We start from the raw sequence: 13,890 nt of genomic DNA, 5'->3' as shown, positions 1-13,890 counted from the left end.
GAGCAGCACCGTGACCACGCAGAGCACACAGGCCTCGCCCCGGACGACGCTCACCGCCGTCGACCCCTCGACCGGCGCCGTCGTCCGCGAGGTGCCCGCCGCATCGCCCGACCAGATCGACGCCGTCCTCGACCGCGCCCGCAGCGCTTTCCTCGCCTGGCGCGAGACCTCCTTCGAGGAGCGGGCCGCGCTGCTGGAGGCCGTCGCCGCCCACCTGCGCGAGCACGTCGAGGAGCTCGCGCCGCTGATGACCGAGGAGATGGGCAAGCCGATCGGCGAGGCCCGCGGCGAGGTGGCCAAGGCGGCATGGGCGGCCGAGCACTACGCCGCCCACGGCGCCGACTATCTCGCCGACCAGCACATCGCCTCCGATGCGAGCTCCTCCTACGTCCAGCACCTGCCGCTGGGGACCGTGCTGGGGGTGCTGCCGTGGAACGCCCCGTTCTGGCTCGCCTTCCGCTTCGCCGCCCCCGCGCTCATGGCCGGGAACACGGCGGTGATGAAGCACGATCCCCACGTCCCCGGCTGCGCCGCCGCGATCGAGGAGGCGTTCCGCGCCGTCGGCGCCCCGGAGGGAGTGTTCCAGACGCTCCACGCCGCGACCGCCGACGTCGAGCAGGTGATCCGCGACCCGCGCATCCAGGCGGTGTCCTTCACCGGCTCGGACCGGGCCGGCGCCGTCGTCGCCTCGATCGCGGCGAGCGAGATCAAGCCCGCCGTGCTCGAGCTCGGCGGCTCGGATCCCTGCCTCGTCCTGGCCGACGCCGACCTCGAGGAGGCAGCGCGGGTCGCCGCGCTCTCCCGCATCATCAACGCAGGCCAGTCCTGCATCGCCGCGAAGCGGGTCATCGTCGAGCGGCCGGTCCACGACCGCTTCGTCGAGCTGCTCGCCGCGCAGCTCGCGGCGCTCGTCGTCGGCGACCCGCGCGAGGAGACCACGCAGGTGGGCCCGATCGCCCGCGCCGAGCTGCGGGAGAAGCTCCACCGCCAGGTCACCACCTCCGTCGAGGCGGGGGCGGAGCTCGTCCTGGGCGGCGAGATGCCGACGGGGGAGGGCTACTTCTATCCCGTCACGCTGCTGACCGGGGTCGAGGCCGGGATGAGCGCCTGCACCGAGGAGACCTTCGGCCCGGTCGCCTCCGTGATGGTGGGCGAGGACGCCGAGCACGCCCTCTTCCTCGCCAACGACACCCCGTACGGGCTCGGTGCGAGCATCTGGACCGAGACCTCCCGCGGCGAGACGATGGCGCGCCGGATCGAGGCCGGGCAGGTGAGCGTCAACGGGATCGTCAAGACCGATCCGCGCCTGCCCTCCGGCGGCATCAAGCGCTCCGGGTACGGGCGGGAGCTCGGCCCCCACGGGATCCGGGAGTTCGTCAACGCCCAGCAGGTCTGGGTGGGGCCGGCCCGGAGCTGAGGAACCGGGACGACGACGGGGCCGCACCGCTCGCGCGGTGCGGCCCCGTCGGGCTGTCACGTGCGGCGGATCCCGTCGTGCTCTGCGGCGCGGCGGGGGATCCGTGCCGAGCCGCTCAGCGGAAGACGATGGTGCGCGAGCCGTCCAGCAGGACCCGGCGCTGCGCGAACAGCCCCACGGCCTCGCGCAGGGTGCGCACCTCGGTGTCCTGACCGATCGCCATGAGCTCCTGCGGGGAGCGGGTGTGGTCCACGCGGATGACCTCCTGCTCGATGATCGGGCCCTCGTCGAGGTCGTCGGTGACGAAGTGGGCGGTCGCCCCGATCTGCTTCACGCCGCGGGCGTAGGCCTGGCGGTACGGGTTCGCGCCCTTGAACCCGGGCAGGAACGAGTGGTGGATGTTGATGCAGCGTCCGGAGAGCTCGGCGCTCAGCTCGGGGGAGAGGATCTGCATGTAGCGGGCCAGGACCACGAGCTCGATGTCGTGCTCGACGACCGCCTCGCGCACCCGGTCCTCGAAGGCCGCCTTCTCCTCGGCGGAGGTCACGGGACGGTGTTCGAAGGGGACGCCGTGGAACTCGGCGTACCGGGCCGGGGTGTCGTGGTTCGCGATCACGAGCGGCACCTCGATCGGGAGGTTCCCGATCGAGGTCTGGAACAGCAGGTCGTTCAGGCAGTGGGTCGATTTCGACGTGAGCACGAGGGTGCGCACCGGGCGGCCCACCTCGTCGATCTCCGCCTCGATCCCGAAGCTCTCGATCGGTGCGGCGAGCGCGGCGCGCACCTCGTCCGGCGACGCGGAAGTCAGGACCTCGACGCGCATGTAGAAGCGATGGGAGTCGCCGCTCTCGAACTGGCGGCTCTCGACGATGTTGCCGCGGGCCTCGACGATCGCTCCGGTGATCGCGTGCACGATGCCGGGGCGGTCCTCGCACGCGAAGGTCATCACGTAGCGGCGGGCAGGGGAGGGGGAGGGATGCGCTGAGGTCATGGCCCGAGTGTAGGAGAGCGCTGCGGGGGAGTGCGGCGCACGGGTCCGCCACGGCGAGCGGCACCGGCTGGATAGGCTGGTCAGCGCACCGACGAGGAGGGGACGGGCGAGCATGGCACCAGCAGACGGGCGGCTGGATCGAGGTTCCCTGGTCGGGGTCCTCGCCGTCCTGGTCACCGCCGTGCTGTGGGGCACCACCGGCACCGCGGCCACCTTCGCCCCGGAGGTCGGACCGCTCGCGATCGGCGCCGCGGCGCTCGGCTTCGGCGGGATCCTGCAGGCGCTGATCGCCCTTCCCTCGCTGCGCCGCGAGCGCGCCGCCCTGGCCGCCCACCGGGGCACTGTGGTCGCCGGAGTGCTGGGCGTGCTGATCTATCCGCTGGCGTTCTACAGCTCGATGCACCTGGCCGGCGTCGCCGTCGGCACGGTCGTCTCCCTCGGGTCGGCGCCGCTCGCCTCGGGCCTCCTGGAGCGGATCCTCGAGGGACGCCGGCTCGGCGCCTGGTGGATGATGGCGGCGGCCCTGGGCATCGCGGGCAGCGTAGTGCTGTGCGCCGCGACGATGCACGACGCCGCCGCCGACACGGCCGGCACGACGGCGGGCGTGGGACTCGGCCTGGTCGCCGGAGTGACCTACGCGCTCTACTCCTGGAGCGCGCACCGCCTGATGGGCCGAGGTGTCGGTCGCGCCGCGGCGATGGGCTCCGTGTTCGGGCTCGGCGGACTGGCGCTCCTGCCCGTGCTCGCGCTCACCGGCGCCCCGCTGCTCGCCTCCCCGCAGGCCTTCGCCGTCGGCGCCTACATGGCGCTCGTGCCGATGTTCCTCGGCTACGTGCTGTTCGGACTCGGCCTGACCCGGATCTCCGCGAGCACCGCGACGACCCTCACCCTCGCCGAGCCGGCGGTCGCGGCCGTGCTGGCCGTGCTCGTCGTCGGGGAGAGGCTGCCGCTGCTCGGCTGGCTCGGGATCGCCGGGATCGGCCTCTCGCTGCTGATCCTCGCCCTCGCGCCCTCGGGACGGGAGGTCGAACCGCTGGCGGTGCCCGATGTCGCGGCGGCCCCGTGACCCCCGGCGCCGCGGGGCCGGGCGAGGGCCGGGCATGACGAAGGCCGCCGACCGGTGTCCCCACTGGTCGGCGGCCTTCTCTCGGTCGGGCTGACAGGATTTGAACCTGCGACCCCTTGACCCCCAGTCAAGTGCGCTACCAAGCTGCGCCACAGCCCGAGACCCTCCGTCACCGGAGGACCGAGGAATACAGTACCCCGCTCCGGGCGCTGGAGCGAATCGAGAGGGGCGTGACCTGCGGCACCCGTGGCGAAGCGCGGATCCGCTGCGCCCATGGGATAGACGCGCCGGGCGGTGGTCGTCGGGCGCGCCGGCCTCGCCCAGCTCCTACACTCCAGGCATGGCTGAGCGACGGATGCGACGGGGGGAGGAGCGCGCGACTCCCCACGGAGAGACCCCGTACTCGCCGACCTCCCTCCTGCGCGCCCTCACCGCGGACCCCTACTCGGTCGACCCGCTGCGGGAGGACGAGCACCCGCTGGAGTCGGCCACGCCGCCCGACAACCGTCGGATGCGCGCCGTCACCCTGCTGCTGGCCGTGCTGCTCGGCTTCGCGGTCGCCGTCTCCGTGGTCGACCTGCGGCAGGAGGCCGCCGGTGCCGACAGCCCTCGCGCGCTGCTCGAGGAGGAGGTGCGCGAGGTGCGCGCCGAGACCGACCTGCTCGAGGATCGTCGCACGCTCCTCGAGCAGGAGATCCTCGAGGCGCAGGAGGAGGTCCTCGACACCGCCGACGGCAGCTCCGCGGAGCGGATCGGCGAGTACGAGCGCGCGGGCTACGGCGTGTCGCTGACCGGCCCGGGCGTGCAGCTGACCCTCGACGACTCCGCCCCGCTGCCCTCCCGCCCCGGCGCGGGTCCGGGCACCGTGAACCGGGTGACCGACGGCGACCTGCAGATCGCCGTGAACGGCCTCTGGGCCGCCGGTGCCGAGGCGATCTCCGTCAACGGCCAGCGCGTCACCGAGACCACCGCGATCCGCACCGCCGGCTCCGCGGTGCTCGTCGACTTCCGCCCGCTCTCCCCGCCCTACGAGATCACCGCGCTCGGCGATCCCGAGCAGCTGCGCGCCGGGGTCGAGGAGGCGGAGGCGGGCGAGTACCTCTCGGAGATCTCGACCCGCTACGGCATCGGCCTGACCTGGACGGCGGGGGAGGAGCTCTCCACGCCCGCCCGCGCCCAGGGCACCCTGCGCGAGGCGTCCCTGCTCGAGGACCCCGCCGGGTCCGCGCCCGCGGACGTCCGCGACCCGACCCCCGACAGCGCCGCCGAGGGCGGCGCGGACCAGGAGGACACCCCGTGATCGCCATCCTCGGCCTGGTGGTGGGCATCGTGCTGGGCGTCGTCGTCCAGCCCGACGTCCCCGCCGGCCTGCAGCCCTATCTCCCGATCGCCGTGGTGGCGGCGCTGGACACCCTCGCGGGTGGTCTGCGTGCGAGCCTCGACGGCGCCTTCGACGCCCACGTGTTCATCACCTCGTTCCTGTTCAACGTGCTGATCGCCGCGTTCCTGGTGTTCCTCGGGGACCAGCTCGGGGTCGGCTCCCAGCTCTCCACCGCCGTGATCGTCGTGCTCGGCATCCGGATCTTCTCCAACGCGGCCGCGATCCGGCGGCTCCTGTTCCGGTCATGAGCGACGGCACCCGCACCCCGACCAGCCGCGACCAGCAGCGGATCGTCTGGCAACGGCTGAAGGACACCCTCCGGCCGCAGGCGACCGTCGCCCAGGTGATCGTGGGACTGCTGTGCCTTTTGCTCGGCGTGTCGATCGCCGCGCAGATGGGCCGCAACGACGAGTCCCTCGAGGGGGCCACTCAGCAGGAGCTGGTGCGCCTGCTGGACGAGTCCGGGCGCCACGCCTCGGACCTCGAGCTCGAGAATGCCGAGCTCGAGCGCACCCTGGAGACGCTCCGCTCGGGACGCGAGGGCGACGTCGCCGCGCAGGACGCGGCCGAGCAGCGGCTCGCCGACCTCGAGATCCTGGCCGGCACCGCCCCCGCCCAGGGGCGCGGGATCGTCGTCTCGATCGCGGATCCGGAGCAGGGCGTGCGCGCCTCGACCCTGCTGGGCGTGCTGCAGGAGCTGCGCAACGCCGGCGCCGAGGTGGTGCAGATCGGCGACGTGCGCGTGGTCGCCTCGACCTCGATCACCACCGCGCCCGACGGAGGGCTGCTCGTGGACGGCCTGCCGATCCGCGCGCCCTACACGCTGAAGGCGATCGGCGATCCCGCCGTGATGGAGCCCGCGCTGCGGATTCCCGGCGGTGCGGCCGACTCGGTCTCGGGCGACGGCGGGACGCTCTCCGCGGCCGCCGAGGACGAGGTCCGGGTCGAGGCGACCGTGGACCTCAGCGCTCCCGAGCACTCCCGGGTGGTCAAGTGATCGTCAAATCCTGACGTGCTGGAGGGAAGGAACCCCCGGTGGGCGCCATGGACGTGCGAGAATGGATGAGCGGCGGCCTGCACCTCCACGACGCAGGGTCGCAGCAGGCCAGGAAGGGGTGTGAGGTGTCAGGGAACACCGAGTGGAACGACGGCAATCTCGACCACACGTCGAAGCTGAGCGCGATCTCACCCAGCGACCCCCTCGAGGACGCCGGGCCCGGCCTGTCCTCGCAGGATCGTCGGGCGATCGAGAACCTGCCCCCGCGCAGTGCGCTGCTGATCGTGCGGAGGGGCCCGAACCTCGGCGCCCGCTTCCTGCTGGACTCGGAGACCACGGTCGCGGGGCGCCACCCCAAGAGCGAGATCTTCCTCGACGACGTCACGGTCTCCCGCAAGCATGCTGCCTTCGTGCGTGACGGCGACGGCTTCCTGGTGCGCGACCTCGGCTCGCTCAACGGCACCTACGTGGGCAAGGATCGCGTCGACGAGGCGCGCCTGCACGCCGGCCAGGACGTGCAGATCGGCAAGTACCGACTGACCTACCACCCGTTCCCCGGGACGGTCTGACCAGATGCCGGCCGCCGCCTCGCGCAGGCCGGGCGCCACCGCCGCCGCACGCATGAGCATCGGCCAGGTGCTCGAGATGCTGCGGGACGAGTTCCCCGACCTCGCCCACTCCAAGCTCCACTACCTGGAGTCCGAGGGCCTCATCGCGCCCGCACGCACTCCTGCCGGCTATCGCAAGTACAGCCGCGAGGACGTGGACCGACTGCGCTTCGTGCTGCGCGCGCAGCGGGACCGGTTCTGGCCGCTGAAGGTCATCAAGGAGCATCTGCTCGAGCACGGCGTCGACTCCGAGGTCACCTCGATCGCCTCCCGGCCCGGCCCCAGCTCCACCCTCCAGCCGGTGCGGCTGGACCGGCGCGGCCTCGTCCGTGAGGCGGGGGTGGAGGAGGACTTCCTCGCCGAGCTGGAGCAGTACGGCTTCCTGACGGACGATGTGCTCTTCTACGGCACCGCCGAGCTCGAGATCGTCGCCGCCGCCCGCGACCTCGCCGACGAGGGCCTGCACCCGCGCCACCTGGTGATGCTGCGCACCGCCGCCGAGCGGGAGGCGCACATGATCCGCTCCGTGGCCCGGCCCCGCTCCCGGGCGGGGGACGCCGCGGCGCGCGGCGAGGCGGAGGACTTCGCCCGCGACCTCGGCGAGTCGATGATCACCCTCCACGGCGCGATGCTGCGCACCAAGCTGCGGGAGGTCTGAGCGCACCGGGCTCCTGGCACCTCACTCGTCACCTCTCCGTGACCTTCGCGCGGCGCGTTGGTACCGGAGAGGGAGCACTTCGCGCTACTCTGGGCGGGCGCTCTCATACTTCCCCCTCTGAGAGCCGGAACCCGGAGGTAGACGTGAACGCCACCCGAGGCGATGATCGCACTGAGCAGTCCACCGTCCCCGCAGAGCCCGCCCAGGGCGTGCTCTTCGACGACGTGGTGGACACCCCCGGCGAGCTCGGCTATCGCGGCCCCGCCGCGTGCAAGGCCGCCGGCATCACCTATCGCCAGCTGGACTACTGGGCCCGCACCGGCCTGGTCGAGCCCGGCGTGCGCGCGGCCCACGGCTCCGGCAGCCAGCGCCTCTACGGCTTCCGCGACATCCTCGTGCTCAAGGTGGTCAAGCGCCTGCTCGACACGGGCGTGTCCCTCCAGCAGATCCGCATCGCGGTTGCGGCTCTTCGTGAGCGCGGCATCGACGATCTCGCCGGCATCACCCTGATGAGCGACGGCGCCTCCGTCTACGAGTGCACCTCCGCCGAGGACGTCTTCGACCTGGTCCAGGGCGGCCAGGGCGTGTTCGGCATCGCCGTCGGCCGTGTGTGGCGCGAGGTCGAGAACGACCTCGCCGTGCTGCCCGGCGTCGACCCGGCCGACGACGCGGCGCTCGCCCTCCAGGACGAGCTCGCGGCGCGTCGCCGCTCCCGCCAGGCCGGCTGAGCGCCGCCCGCACCACCACCGGCGAGAACGGCGGGACCCTCGGGGAAGGGGTCCCGCCGTTCTCTCGTGCGGTGATCGTGTCCCTCGCGCGGTGATCGTGCTGGTGCTGCGCGGCGCCGAGGTCACGGGCAGGCCCGAGGAGCCCGGCGAGGGCGACGAGCTCCGCAGCCGACTGGTCCGGCGCAGACCCCGGGGACCGCGCGGGGGAGGAGCGCTCAGGAGTTCTGGCGCGAGTCCATCACGGTGCGCAGCAGCGCGTCGAAGTCCTCGGTGAGGCGCGCGCCGGAGGCGCCCTCGTAGCGGTGCAGCGGGACCGCGCCTCCCTGCGCCTGCTGCAGGCCCACACGCTCCTCGATGACCGGGTCCAGGACCGAGTCGCCGAAGAGGTCGCGCAGCTCGGCCAGGCGGTACTGGTGCTCGACCGAGCGCGGACGGTAGCGGTTCACGACGAGGCCCAGGGGCTGCAGCCGCGGGGCGATGCCCTCCTCGTGCATCTCGGCGGCGAGCTTGAGCGCGCGGTCCGCGGCGGTGACCGCGAAAAAGCCCGGCTCGGCCACCACGAGCGAGCGGTCCGAGGCGGCCAGCGCCATCTGCGTGAGTCCGTTGAGGGAGGGCGGGCAGTCGATGATGACCAGGTCGTACTGGTGCGTGCGCTTGTCCAGCGCCTGGTGCAGCCGACCCACGTCCTTCTGGTTCAGCGCGGGGGAGTCCATCACCGCGGAGCGGCTGGTGCCCGGGATGATGTCGAGATGGGAGGCGGCGTCCTTCGACCACGGCGTGGGGATGATCGCACGATCGATCGTCTCCGTGCGCGGGGAGGAGAGCACCTCGGCGATGTCGAGCGTGGAGGCCGGCTCCCCGAGCAGGCCCAGCGTCGAGTCGCCCTGGGGGTCGAGATCGATGACGAGCGCGTTCACCCCCTGGTGCAGGGCGGCAGAGGCCAGGCCCAGGGTCACGGACGTCTTGCCGACGCCGCCCTTCAGGGAACACACACTCACGATGAACACCCCCGCAGTCTACCGACCCGGGTGGGCTCCTCGGTGCCGCGACGAGCGGTAACCTGCCGTGGCCACCCGCACCCCGCCCCCGGAGGGACCCCGATGACGCAGCTGACCCACGACCTCGTGCTCGAGGTGCTCGAGGGATGCGCCGCCAGCGCCCTCGCCGAGGCCCGCGAGCTCGGTGCCGTGCGCACCGTGTCCGCGACAGAGCTGACGCTGCGCACCGACGATCTCGATGCCGTCCGCTCCCTGCGCCGCGTCGTGGCCGCCTCGACCTCGCTCACAGTCCCCGCGCGCCGCCCCCGGGAGCTGCTGGAGACCTCCGTGCAGCAGCGGCTCGCCGAGCTTCTCGAGGACCTGCGCCGGCAGCGGCCCCGCCAGGTGTTCCACGGGCTGCGCCTGGAGGCGGCGGGTGCCGGGACGCCGGAGATGCGACGTCTGGCCGCCGCCCTCGCCGAGCTCGCCGACCTCCCGCTCGACGACGCCGACGGGGACCTCGTCGCCCGGGTGCGCCGCGGCGCCTCTCCCGGGACCTGGCAGGTGCTGCTGCGCACCACGCCGCGCCCTCTGGCGACCCGGGCATGGCGCGAGGTCGACTACCCCGGCGCGGTCAACGCCACCATCGCCGCGACCGTGCTCGACCTCCTGGACGTCGGCGCCGTGGACTCGCTGCTGGACATGACCTGCGGCTCGGGCACCTTCCTCGTCGAGCAGCTGCACCGGGCGGCCCCGGCCCGCGCCATGGGCGTGGACCTCGATCCGGCGGCGCTGGACGCGGCACGCCGGCACCAGCGCGCGGCCCGGCGCAGAGGCCGCATCGACTGGGTCCAGGGCGATGTGCTGACCGCGGAGCTCGAGGGAGGCTTCACGCGTCTGGTCACCAACCCGCCCTGGGGCACCCTCCACGGCGAGCACGAGAGCAACGAGGACCTCCTCGCGGCGCTGCTCGAGCGCGCCGCGGAGCTCGCCGCGCCCAGCGCCCGGCTCGGGGTGCTGACCCACGAGATCACCCGCATGCAGCGCGTCCTCGAGCAGCGCGCCGCGGGCTGGCGGCGCGTCGGCGAGCACCGCTTCTTCCAGAAGGGCCACCACCCGCGGCTGTTCCTGCTCGAGCGCTGAGCAGGCCGACGGCGCCGGGAGCGCTCAGAGCCCGCGGCGCCCCGCGGCGAGCGCCCGCCTGCCGCCGAAGTCCCCGTGGATCCGCACTCGCGCGACCTCGTCGCGGCCCGTCACCCACAGCAGCAGCTCGAGCGGCTCGCCGTGCACGCGCAGGCTCCCCTCGGCGCCGCGGGAGCGCAGCCGCCGCCCGCCCAGCGGGGAGACGAGCGTGACCTCGGCCGGGATCCGCATCGCCAGCGGCGCCATCAGGCCCACGGCCCGCCACGCCGCCCGGTCCCGCTCCGCGTCCGGTCGGCGCGGTTCCCAGCCGGGCCGGCCCCGGCGCAGGTCCTCGTGGTGGATGAGCAGCTCGGCCTGGCCGCTCAGCCGGTCCATCCGTCCGGCGAAGGAGAGCGGGCCGGGGCCGCTCCGGAAGTCCTCGACCCGTTCCGTCCACGGGCGATCGCGCCGGCTCTCCCGCGCCTGGCGGGCTCGTCGGCCGAGCGGCCCGGGCAGGCGCGGCCCGACGATCAGGTGCGGGGCGGACTCCCGCAGCACGAGGTGCTCCAGGAGGTCCTCCGCGTCCCAGCCGGGCAGGATCGTCGGCGCCGCGGGGCCGAGCGCGGCGAAGCTCGCCGCGAGGGCCTCGCGCTCATCGCTCTCGCGGTCTTCGCCGGCGCGTTCCCCGGCTCTGCGCACGCGGCTCATGCCTGGTTGCTGAAGGCCGCGTCGAAGGACTGCTCCGAGACCGGGTAGTCCAGGCTGCGCAGCATCTCGAGCGCCTCCTTCGCACCGTGCAGGCGGTCCATCCCGGCGTCCTCCCACTCGATGGAGATCGGGCCCTGGTAGCCGATCGAGCGCAGCGCCCGGAACGCCGCGTCCCACGGCACGTCCCCGCGGCCGAAGGAGACGAAGTCCCAGCCGCGCCGCGGATCGCCCCACGGCAGGTGCGAGCCGAGGCGGGTGTTGCGCCCGGTGGTGCGCACCCGGATGTCCTTGCAGTCCACGTGGTAGATCCGGTCGGCGAAGTCGGTGAGGAAGGAGACCGGGTCGATCTCCTGCCACATGAAGTGGGAGGGGTCCCAGTTCAGGCCGAAGGACTCTCGGTGCCCGATCGCCTCGAGGGTGCGCTTCGTGGTCCAGTAGTCGTAGGCGATCTCGGAGGGGTGGACCTCGTGCGCGAAGCGGACCCCGCACTCCTCGAAGACGTCGAGGATCGGGTTCCAGCGGTCGGCGAAGTCATGGTAGCCCTCGTCGATGACGTCCTGGCCGACGGGCGGGAACATCGCCACGTACTTCCAGATCTTCGAGCCGGTGAAGCCGACGACCGTGTCCACGCCGAGCTTCTGCGCGAGGCGGGCGGTGTTCCTCATGTCCTCGGCGGCGCGCTGCCGCACGCCCTCCGGATCGCCGTCGCCCCATACGGTGGGGCCGACGATCGCCTGGTGGCGGAAGTCGATCGGGTCGTCGCAGATCGCCTGGCCCTTGAGGTGGTTGGAGATCGTCCAGACCTTCAGCCCGTGCTTCTCCAGGATCCCGAGCCGCTCGGCGATGTAGGCCTCGTCGTCCCAGCGGCTCGCGTCGAGGTGCTCGCCGGAGACGGCGATCTCGAGTCCGTCATAGCCCCAGCCGGCCGCGAGCTCCGCGACCTCCTCGAGGGTGAGATCGGCCCACTGGCCGGTGAACAGTGTGTGGGGGTGCGCCATGGCGGCGTGGCTCCTTCTCGTCGGTGAGGGTGGCGTGCGTGGGGTCAGAGGCGGACGGTCGCGCCGTCGGCCCGGTGGGAGGCGATGACGGCCTCGAGGATCCGCTGGAGGGCGAGCCCGTCCTCGAAGTCGGGGGAGTAGGCGGCGGGGTCGCGGTCCCGGACGGCCAGCAGCAGGTCGCGGGCCTGGTTCGTGAAGGCGTTCTCCCAGCCCAGGATGTGGCCCTGCGGCCACCAGCCCTCGAGATAGGGGTGCTCGGGCTCGGTGACGAGCACCCGGGCGAAGCCCTGCTCGGCGACCGGTGCGGTGGCGTCGAGGAACCACAGCTCGTCCAGGCGCTCGAGGTCGAAGCGCAGGGCGCCCTTCGTGCCGTACACCTCCAGGGCGAGCTCGTTCTTCGCACCGGTGGCCATGCGGCTGGCCTCGACGGACGCGATCGCGCCGCCGTCGAGCTCGAGGGTGGCCCAGGCGGCGTCGTCGACCGTGACGGGTTCGGGGCCGTCGGGGCCCGGACGTTCGGGGACCATCGTCGCGAGCCGGCCGCGCACCGCGGTGACCTGCTGCCCGGTGACGTACTGGATCTGGTCGATCGCATGGGAGCCGATGTCGCCGAGCGCGCCGGAGCCCGCAGTCTCCTTCCGCAGCCGCCAGGTCATCCCGGCCTCGGCGTCCACGAGCCAGTCCTGCAGGTAGGAGGCGCGGATCTGGCGGATCTCGCCGAGCCGGCCGGCGGCGACGAGATCACGGGCGTGGGCGAGGGCGGGCACGCGCCGGTAGGTGTGGCCGAGGGCGGCGACCTGGCCGCGCTCGCGCGCGGCGCGGGCGGCCTCGACCATGCGCTCCGCCTCGGCCGGGTCGTTCGCGAGCGGCTTCTCGCACAGCACGTGCTTGCCGGCCTCGAGCGCTGTGATCGCGATCTCGGCGTGGAGGAAGCCGGGGGTGCAGATGTCGACGATGTCGACGTCGTCCCTCGTGATCGCCTCGCGCCAGTCGGTGGCGTGCTCCTCCCAGTCCAACCGGCGCGCCGCCTCCGCGACGGCCTGCTCGTCCCGTCCCACGATCACGCGCCGCGCGATCGGCGGCACGTCGAAGGCGGCGCCGACGGTGCGCCAGGCCTGGGAGTGGGCGCGGCCCATGAAGGCGTAGCCGATCAGGGCGACGCCGAGCGGACGGCGGGGGGTCTGGGGCACGGGGGCTCCTTCTTCGGGACGACGGGTCGTGGCCGGTCAGGCGGATGCCCGCGAGAGCGGGGCGAGCTCGGGGCCCCGCGGAGAACGGGAGCGGCCGGGGCCGCGTCGGCGCGAACGCCGGCGCTCCGGCGCCGATGACGCCTGGGTCATCACCCTATGTCGCCGATCACGTCCCGGCAAAGGAGCCGACCGTCCGCCGGACGCCCCCGCATGCCGGAGACTGGGGGCATGGAACGACACGTGCGCGCATGGATGAGGGCCGAGGTCCAGGAGGGGACCGACGTGGCGCTGCTGGTCGCGGTCTCCGACGCCCCGGTGGCGGAGGAGATGCTGAGCGTGCGGGCCGGCGGGGCCGAGCATCCGGTGACGGAGACCCGGGACCGCTTCGGCAGCCGGCTCCACCTCCTGCACGGCCTGCCGGGCGGGGAGGTGGAGATCGTCTACGACGCGCGCGGCATCGGCGAGGCGCCGGTGCCGCGGGTGCTCGAGGCGGACTCCGTGCTGCACCTGCGCCCCTCCCGCTACTGCGAGGTCGACGAGTTCACCCGCAGCGCCCAGGAGATCGTGGGGGAGCGCGAGGGGATCGAGGCCCTCGACGCGGTGGTGGACTGGGTGCACGGCCAGCTGGACTACGTGCCCGGGTCGAGCACGATCACCGACTCGGCCCGCAGCACCTTCGTGGCCCGGCGCGGGGTGTGCCGGGACTTCGCCCATCTCACCGCGACGCTGCTGCGCGCGGCGGGCATCCCGGCGCGCTGCGCCTCGGTGTACGCGCCGGGGCTGAGCCCGATGGACTTCCACCTCGTGGTCGAGGCGCTGGTCGAGGGGGAGTGGCTGGTGGTCGACGCGACGCATCTCGCGCCGCGTGCCTCCATGGTGCGCATCGCCACGGGTCAGGACGCCGCGGACACGGCCTTCATGACCACCCTCGCCGGCGACGTCGCGCTCACCGGCATCCAGGTCACCGCGGTGGTCGACCCGGAGCTGCCGCGGGAGCGGCCGGGGGAGCGGCGAGCGCTGCGCTGAGCACAGGGCCTGCCGCTGCGCCG

General features: G+C 73.4%; 15 protein-coding genes and 1 tRNA gene. 10 read left to right on the top strand and 6 right to left on the bottom strand.

Features of this window, described 5'->3' with window-relative positions; translation table 11 throughout:
• Positions 1-10 precede the first annotated feature (10 nt).
• Positions 11-1,417, top strand: coding sequence for an NAD-dependent succinate-semialdehyde dehydrogenase (locus tag L3K22_RS00330; protein WP_263309654.1), 1,407 nt, complete (start codon positions 11-13; stop codon positions 1,415-1,417).
• A 115-nt stretch (positions 1,418-1,532) separates the two neighbouring features.
• Here L3K22_RS00330 and L3K22_RS00325 read toward each other — a convergent pair whose 3' ends face one another.
• Complete coding sequence (locus tag L3K22_RS00325; protein WP_263309653.1) at positions 1,533-2,408, bottom strand: formyltetrahydrofolate deformylase; 876 nt, start codon at positions 2,406-2,408, stop codon at positions 1,533-1,535.
• A gap of 112 nt (positions 2,409-2,520) precedes the next feature.
• Between L3K22_RS00325 and L3K22_RS00320 the strand changes: the two genes are divergently transcribed.
• Positions 2,521-3,474 (top strand): DMT family transporter, encoded by a 954-nt coding sequence (locus tag L3K22_RS00320; RefSeq protein ID WP_263309652.1) that lies wholly within the window; start codon positions 2,521-2,523, stop codon positions 3,472-3,474.
• Positions 3,475-3,559: 85 nt separating this feature from the next.
• On the opposite strand, the gene L3K22_RS00315 is transcribed toward L3K22_RS00320, so the two are convergent.
• Positions 3,560-3,633, bottom strand: a tRNA-Pro gene (locus L3K22_RS00315).
• 181 nt (positions 3,634-3,814) lie between these two features.
• Between L3K22_RS00315 and L3K22_RS00310 the strand changes: the two genes are divergently transcribed.
• From L3K22_RS00310 to L3K22_RS00285, 6 genes are all read left to right on the top strand, one after another.
• Entirely contained in the window at positions 3,815-4,774 is a 960-nt protein-coding gene (locus L3K22_RS00310; RefSeq protein ID WP_263309651.1) for a DUF881 domain-containing protein, read from the top strand.
• A complete protein-coding gene (locus tag L3K22_RS00305; protein ID WP_010551520.1) occupies positions 4,771-5,103 on the top strand; it encodes a small basic family protein in 333 nt (110 codons plus the stop codon). Before L3K22_RS00310 ends, L3K22_RS00305 begins: the two co-directional genes overlap by 4 nt.
• Positions 5,100-5,852 (top strand): DUF881 domain-containing protein, encoded by a 753-nt coding sequence (locus L3K22_RS00300; protein WP_263309650.1) that lies wholly within the window; start codon positions 5,100-5,102, stop codon positions 5,850-5,852. Before L3K22_RS00305 ends, L3K22_RS00300 begins: the two co-directional genes overlap by 4 nt.
• Before the next feature lie 125 nt (positions 5,853-5,977).
• Complete coding sequence (locus tag L3K22_RS00295) at positions 5,978-6,421, top strand: FHA domain-containing protein (RefSeq protein ID WP_263309649.1); 444 nt, start codon at positions 5,978-5,980, stop codon at positions 6,419-6,421.
• 52 nt (positions 6,422-6,473) lie between these two features.
• Positions 6,474-7,118: a transcriptional regulator FtsR gene (ftsR, locus tag L3K22_RS00290; protein WP_263309648.1), complete on the top strand. Its 645-nt coding sequence runs from the start codon at positions 6,474-6,476 to the stop codon at positions 7,116-7,118.
• A 143-nt stretch (positions 7,119-7,261) separates the two neighbouring features.
• Positions 7,262-7,846, top strand: a complete 585-nt coding sequence (locus L3K22_RS00285) for a MerR family transcriptional regulator (RefSeq protein WP_010551524.1) — start codon at positions 7,262-7,264, stop codon at positions 7,844-7,846.
• 215 nt (positions 7,847-8,061) lie between these two features.
• Here L3K22_RS00285 and L3K22_RS00280 read toward each other — a convergent pair whose 3' ends face one another.
• On the bottom strand, positions 8,062-8,853 hold the full coding sequence (locus tag L3K22_RS00280) for a ParA family protein (protein WP_010551525.1): 792 nt from the start codon (positions 8,851-8,853) through the stop codon (positions 8,062-8,064).
• Between the two features lie 93 nt (positions 8,854-8,946).
• Here L3K22_RS00280 and L3K22_RS00275 point away from each other — a divergent pair, with 93 nt between their 5' ends.
• Entirely contained in the window at positions 8,947-9,966 is a 1,020-nt protein-coding gene (locus L3K22_RS00275) for a methyltransferase (protein WP_263309647.1), read from the top strand.
• Positions 9,967-9,990: 24 nt separating this feature from the next.
• Here L3K22_RS00275 and L3K22_RS00270 read toward each other — a convergent pair whose 3' ends face one another.
• The 3 genes from L3K22_RS00270 to L3K22_RS00260 are packed head-to-tail and all read right to left on the bottom strand — an operon-like array spanning position 9,991 to position 12,841.
• Positions 9,991-10,653 (bottom strand): TIGR03085 family metal-binding protein, encoded by a 663-nt coding sequence (locus tag L3K22_RS00270; protein ID WP_263309646.1) that lies wholly within the window; start codon positions 10,651-10,653, stop codon positions 9,991-9,993.
• Complete coding sequence (locus L3K22_RS00265) at positions 10,650-11,651, bottom strand: sugar phosphate isomerase/epimerase family protein (RefSeq protein WP_263309645.1); 1,002 nt, start codon at positions 11,649-11,651, stop codon at positions 10,650-10,652. Before L3K22_RS00265 ends, L3K22_RS00270 begins: the two co-directional genes overlap by 4 nt.
• A gap of 44 nt (positions 11,652-11,695) precedes the next feature.
• Entirely contained in the window at positions 11,696-12,841 is a 1,146-nt protein-coding gene (locus L3K22_RS00260; protein WP_263309644.1) for a Gfo/Idh/MocA family protein, read from the bottom strand.
• Positions 12,842-13,069: 228 nt separating this feature from the next.
• On the opposite strand from L3K22_RS00260, the gene L3K22_RS00255 reads away from it, so the two are divergent.
• Complete coding sequence (locus L3K22_RS00255; RefSeq protein ID WP_263309643.1) at positions 13,070-13,867, top strand: transglutaminase-like domain-containing protein; 798 nt, start codon at positions 13,070-13,072, stop codon at positions 13,865-13,867.
• Positions 13,868-13,890: the final 23 nt, after the last annotated feature.

It is taken from the genome of Brachybacterium atlanticum (assembly GCF_025669985.1).
GTDB classification, from domain to species: Bacteria; Actinomycetota; Actinomycetes; order Actinomycetales; family Dermabacteraceae; genus Brachybacterium; species Brachybacterium conglomeratum.
Note: the sequence above shows the minus strand (reverse complement) of the source record. Positions and strands in the feature narration are given on the sequence as shown.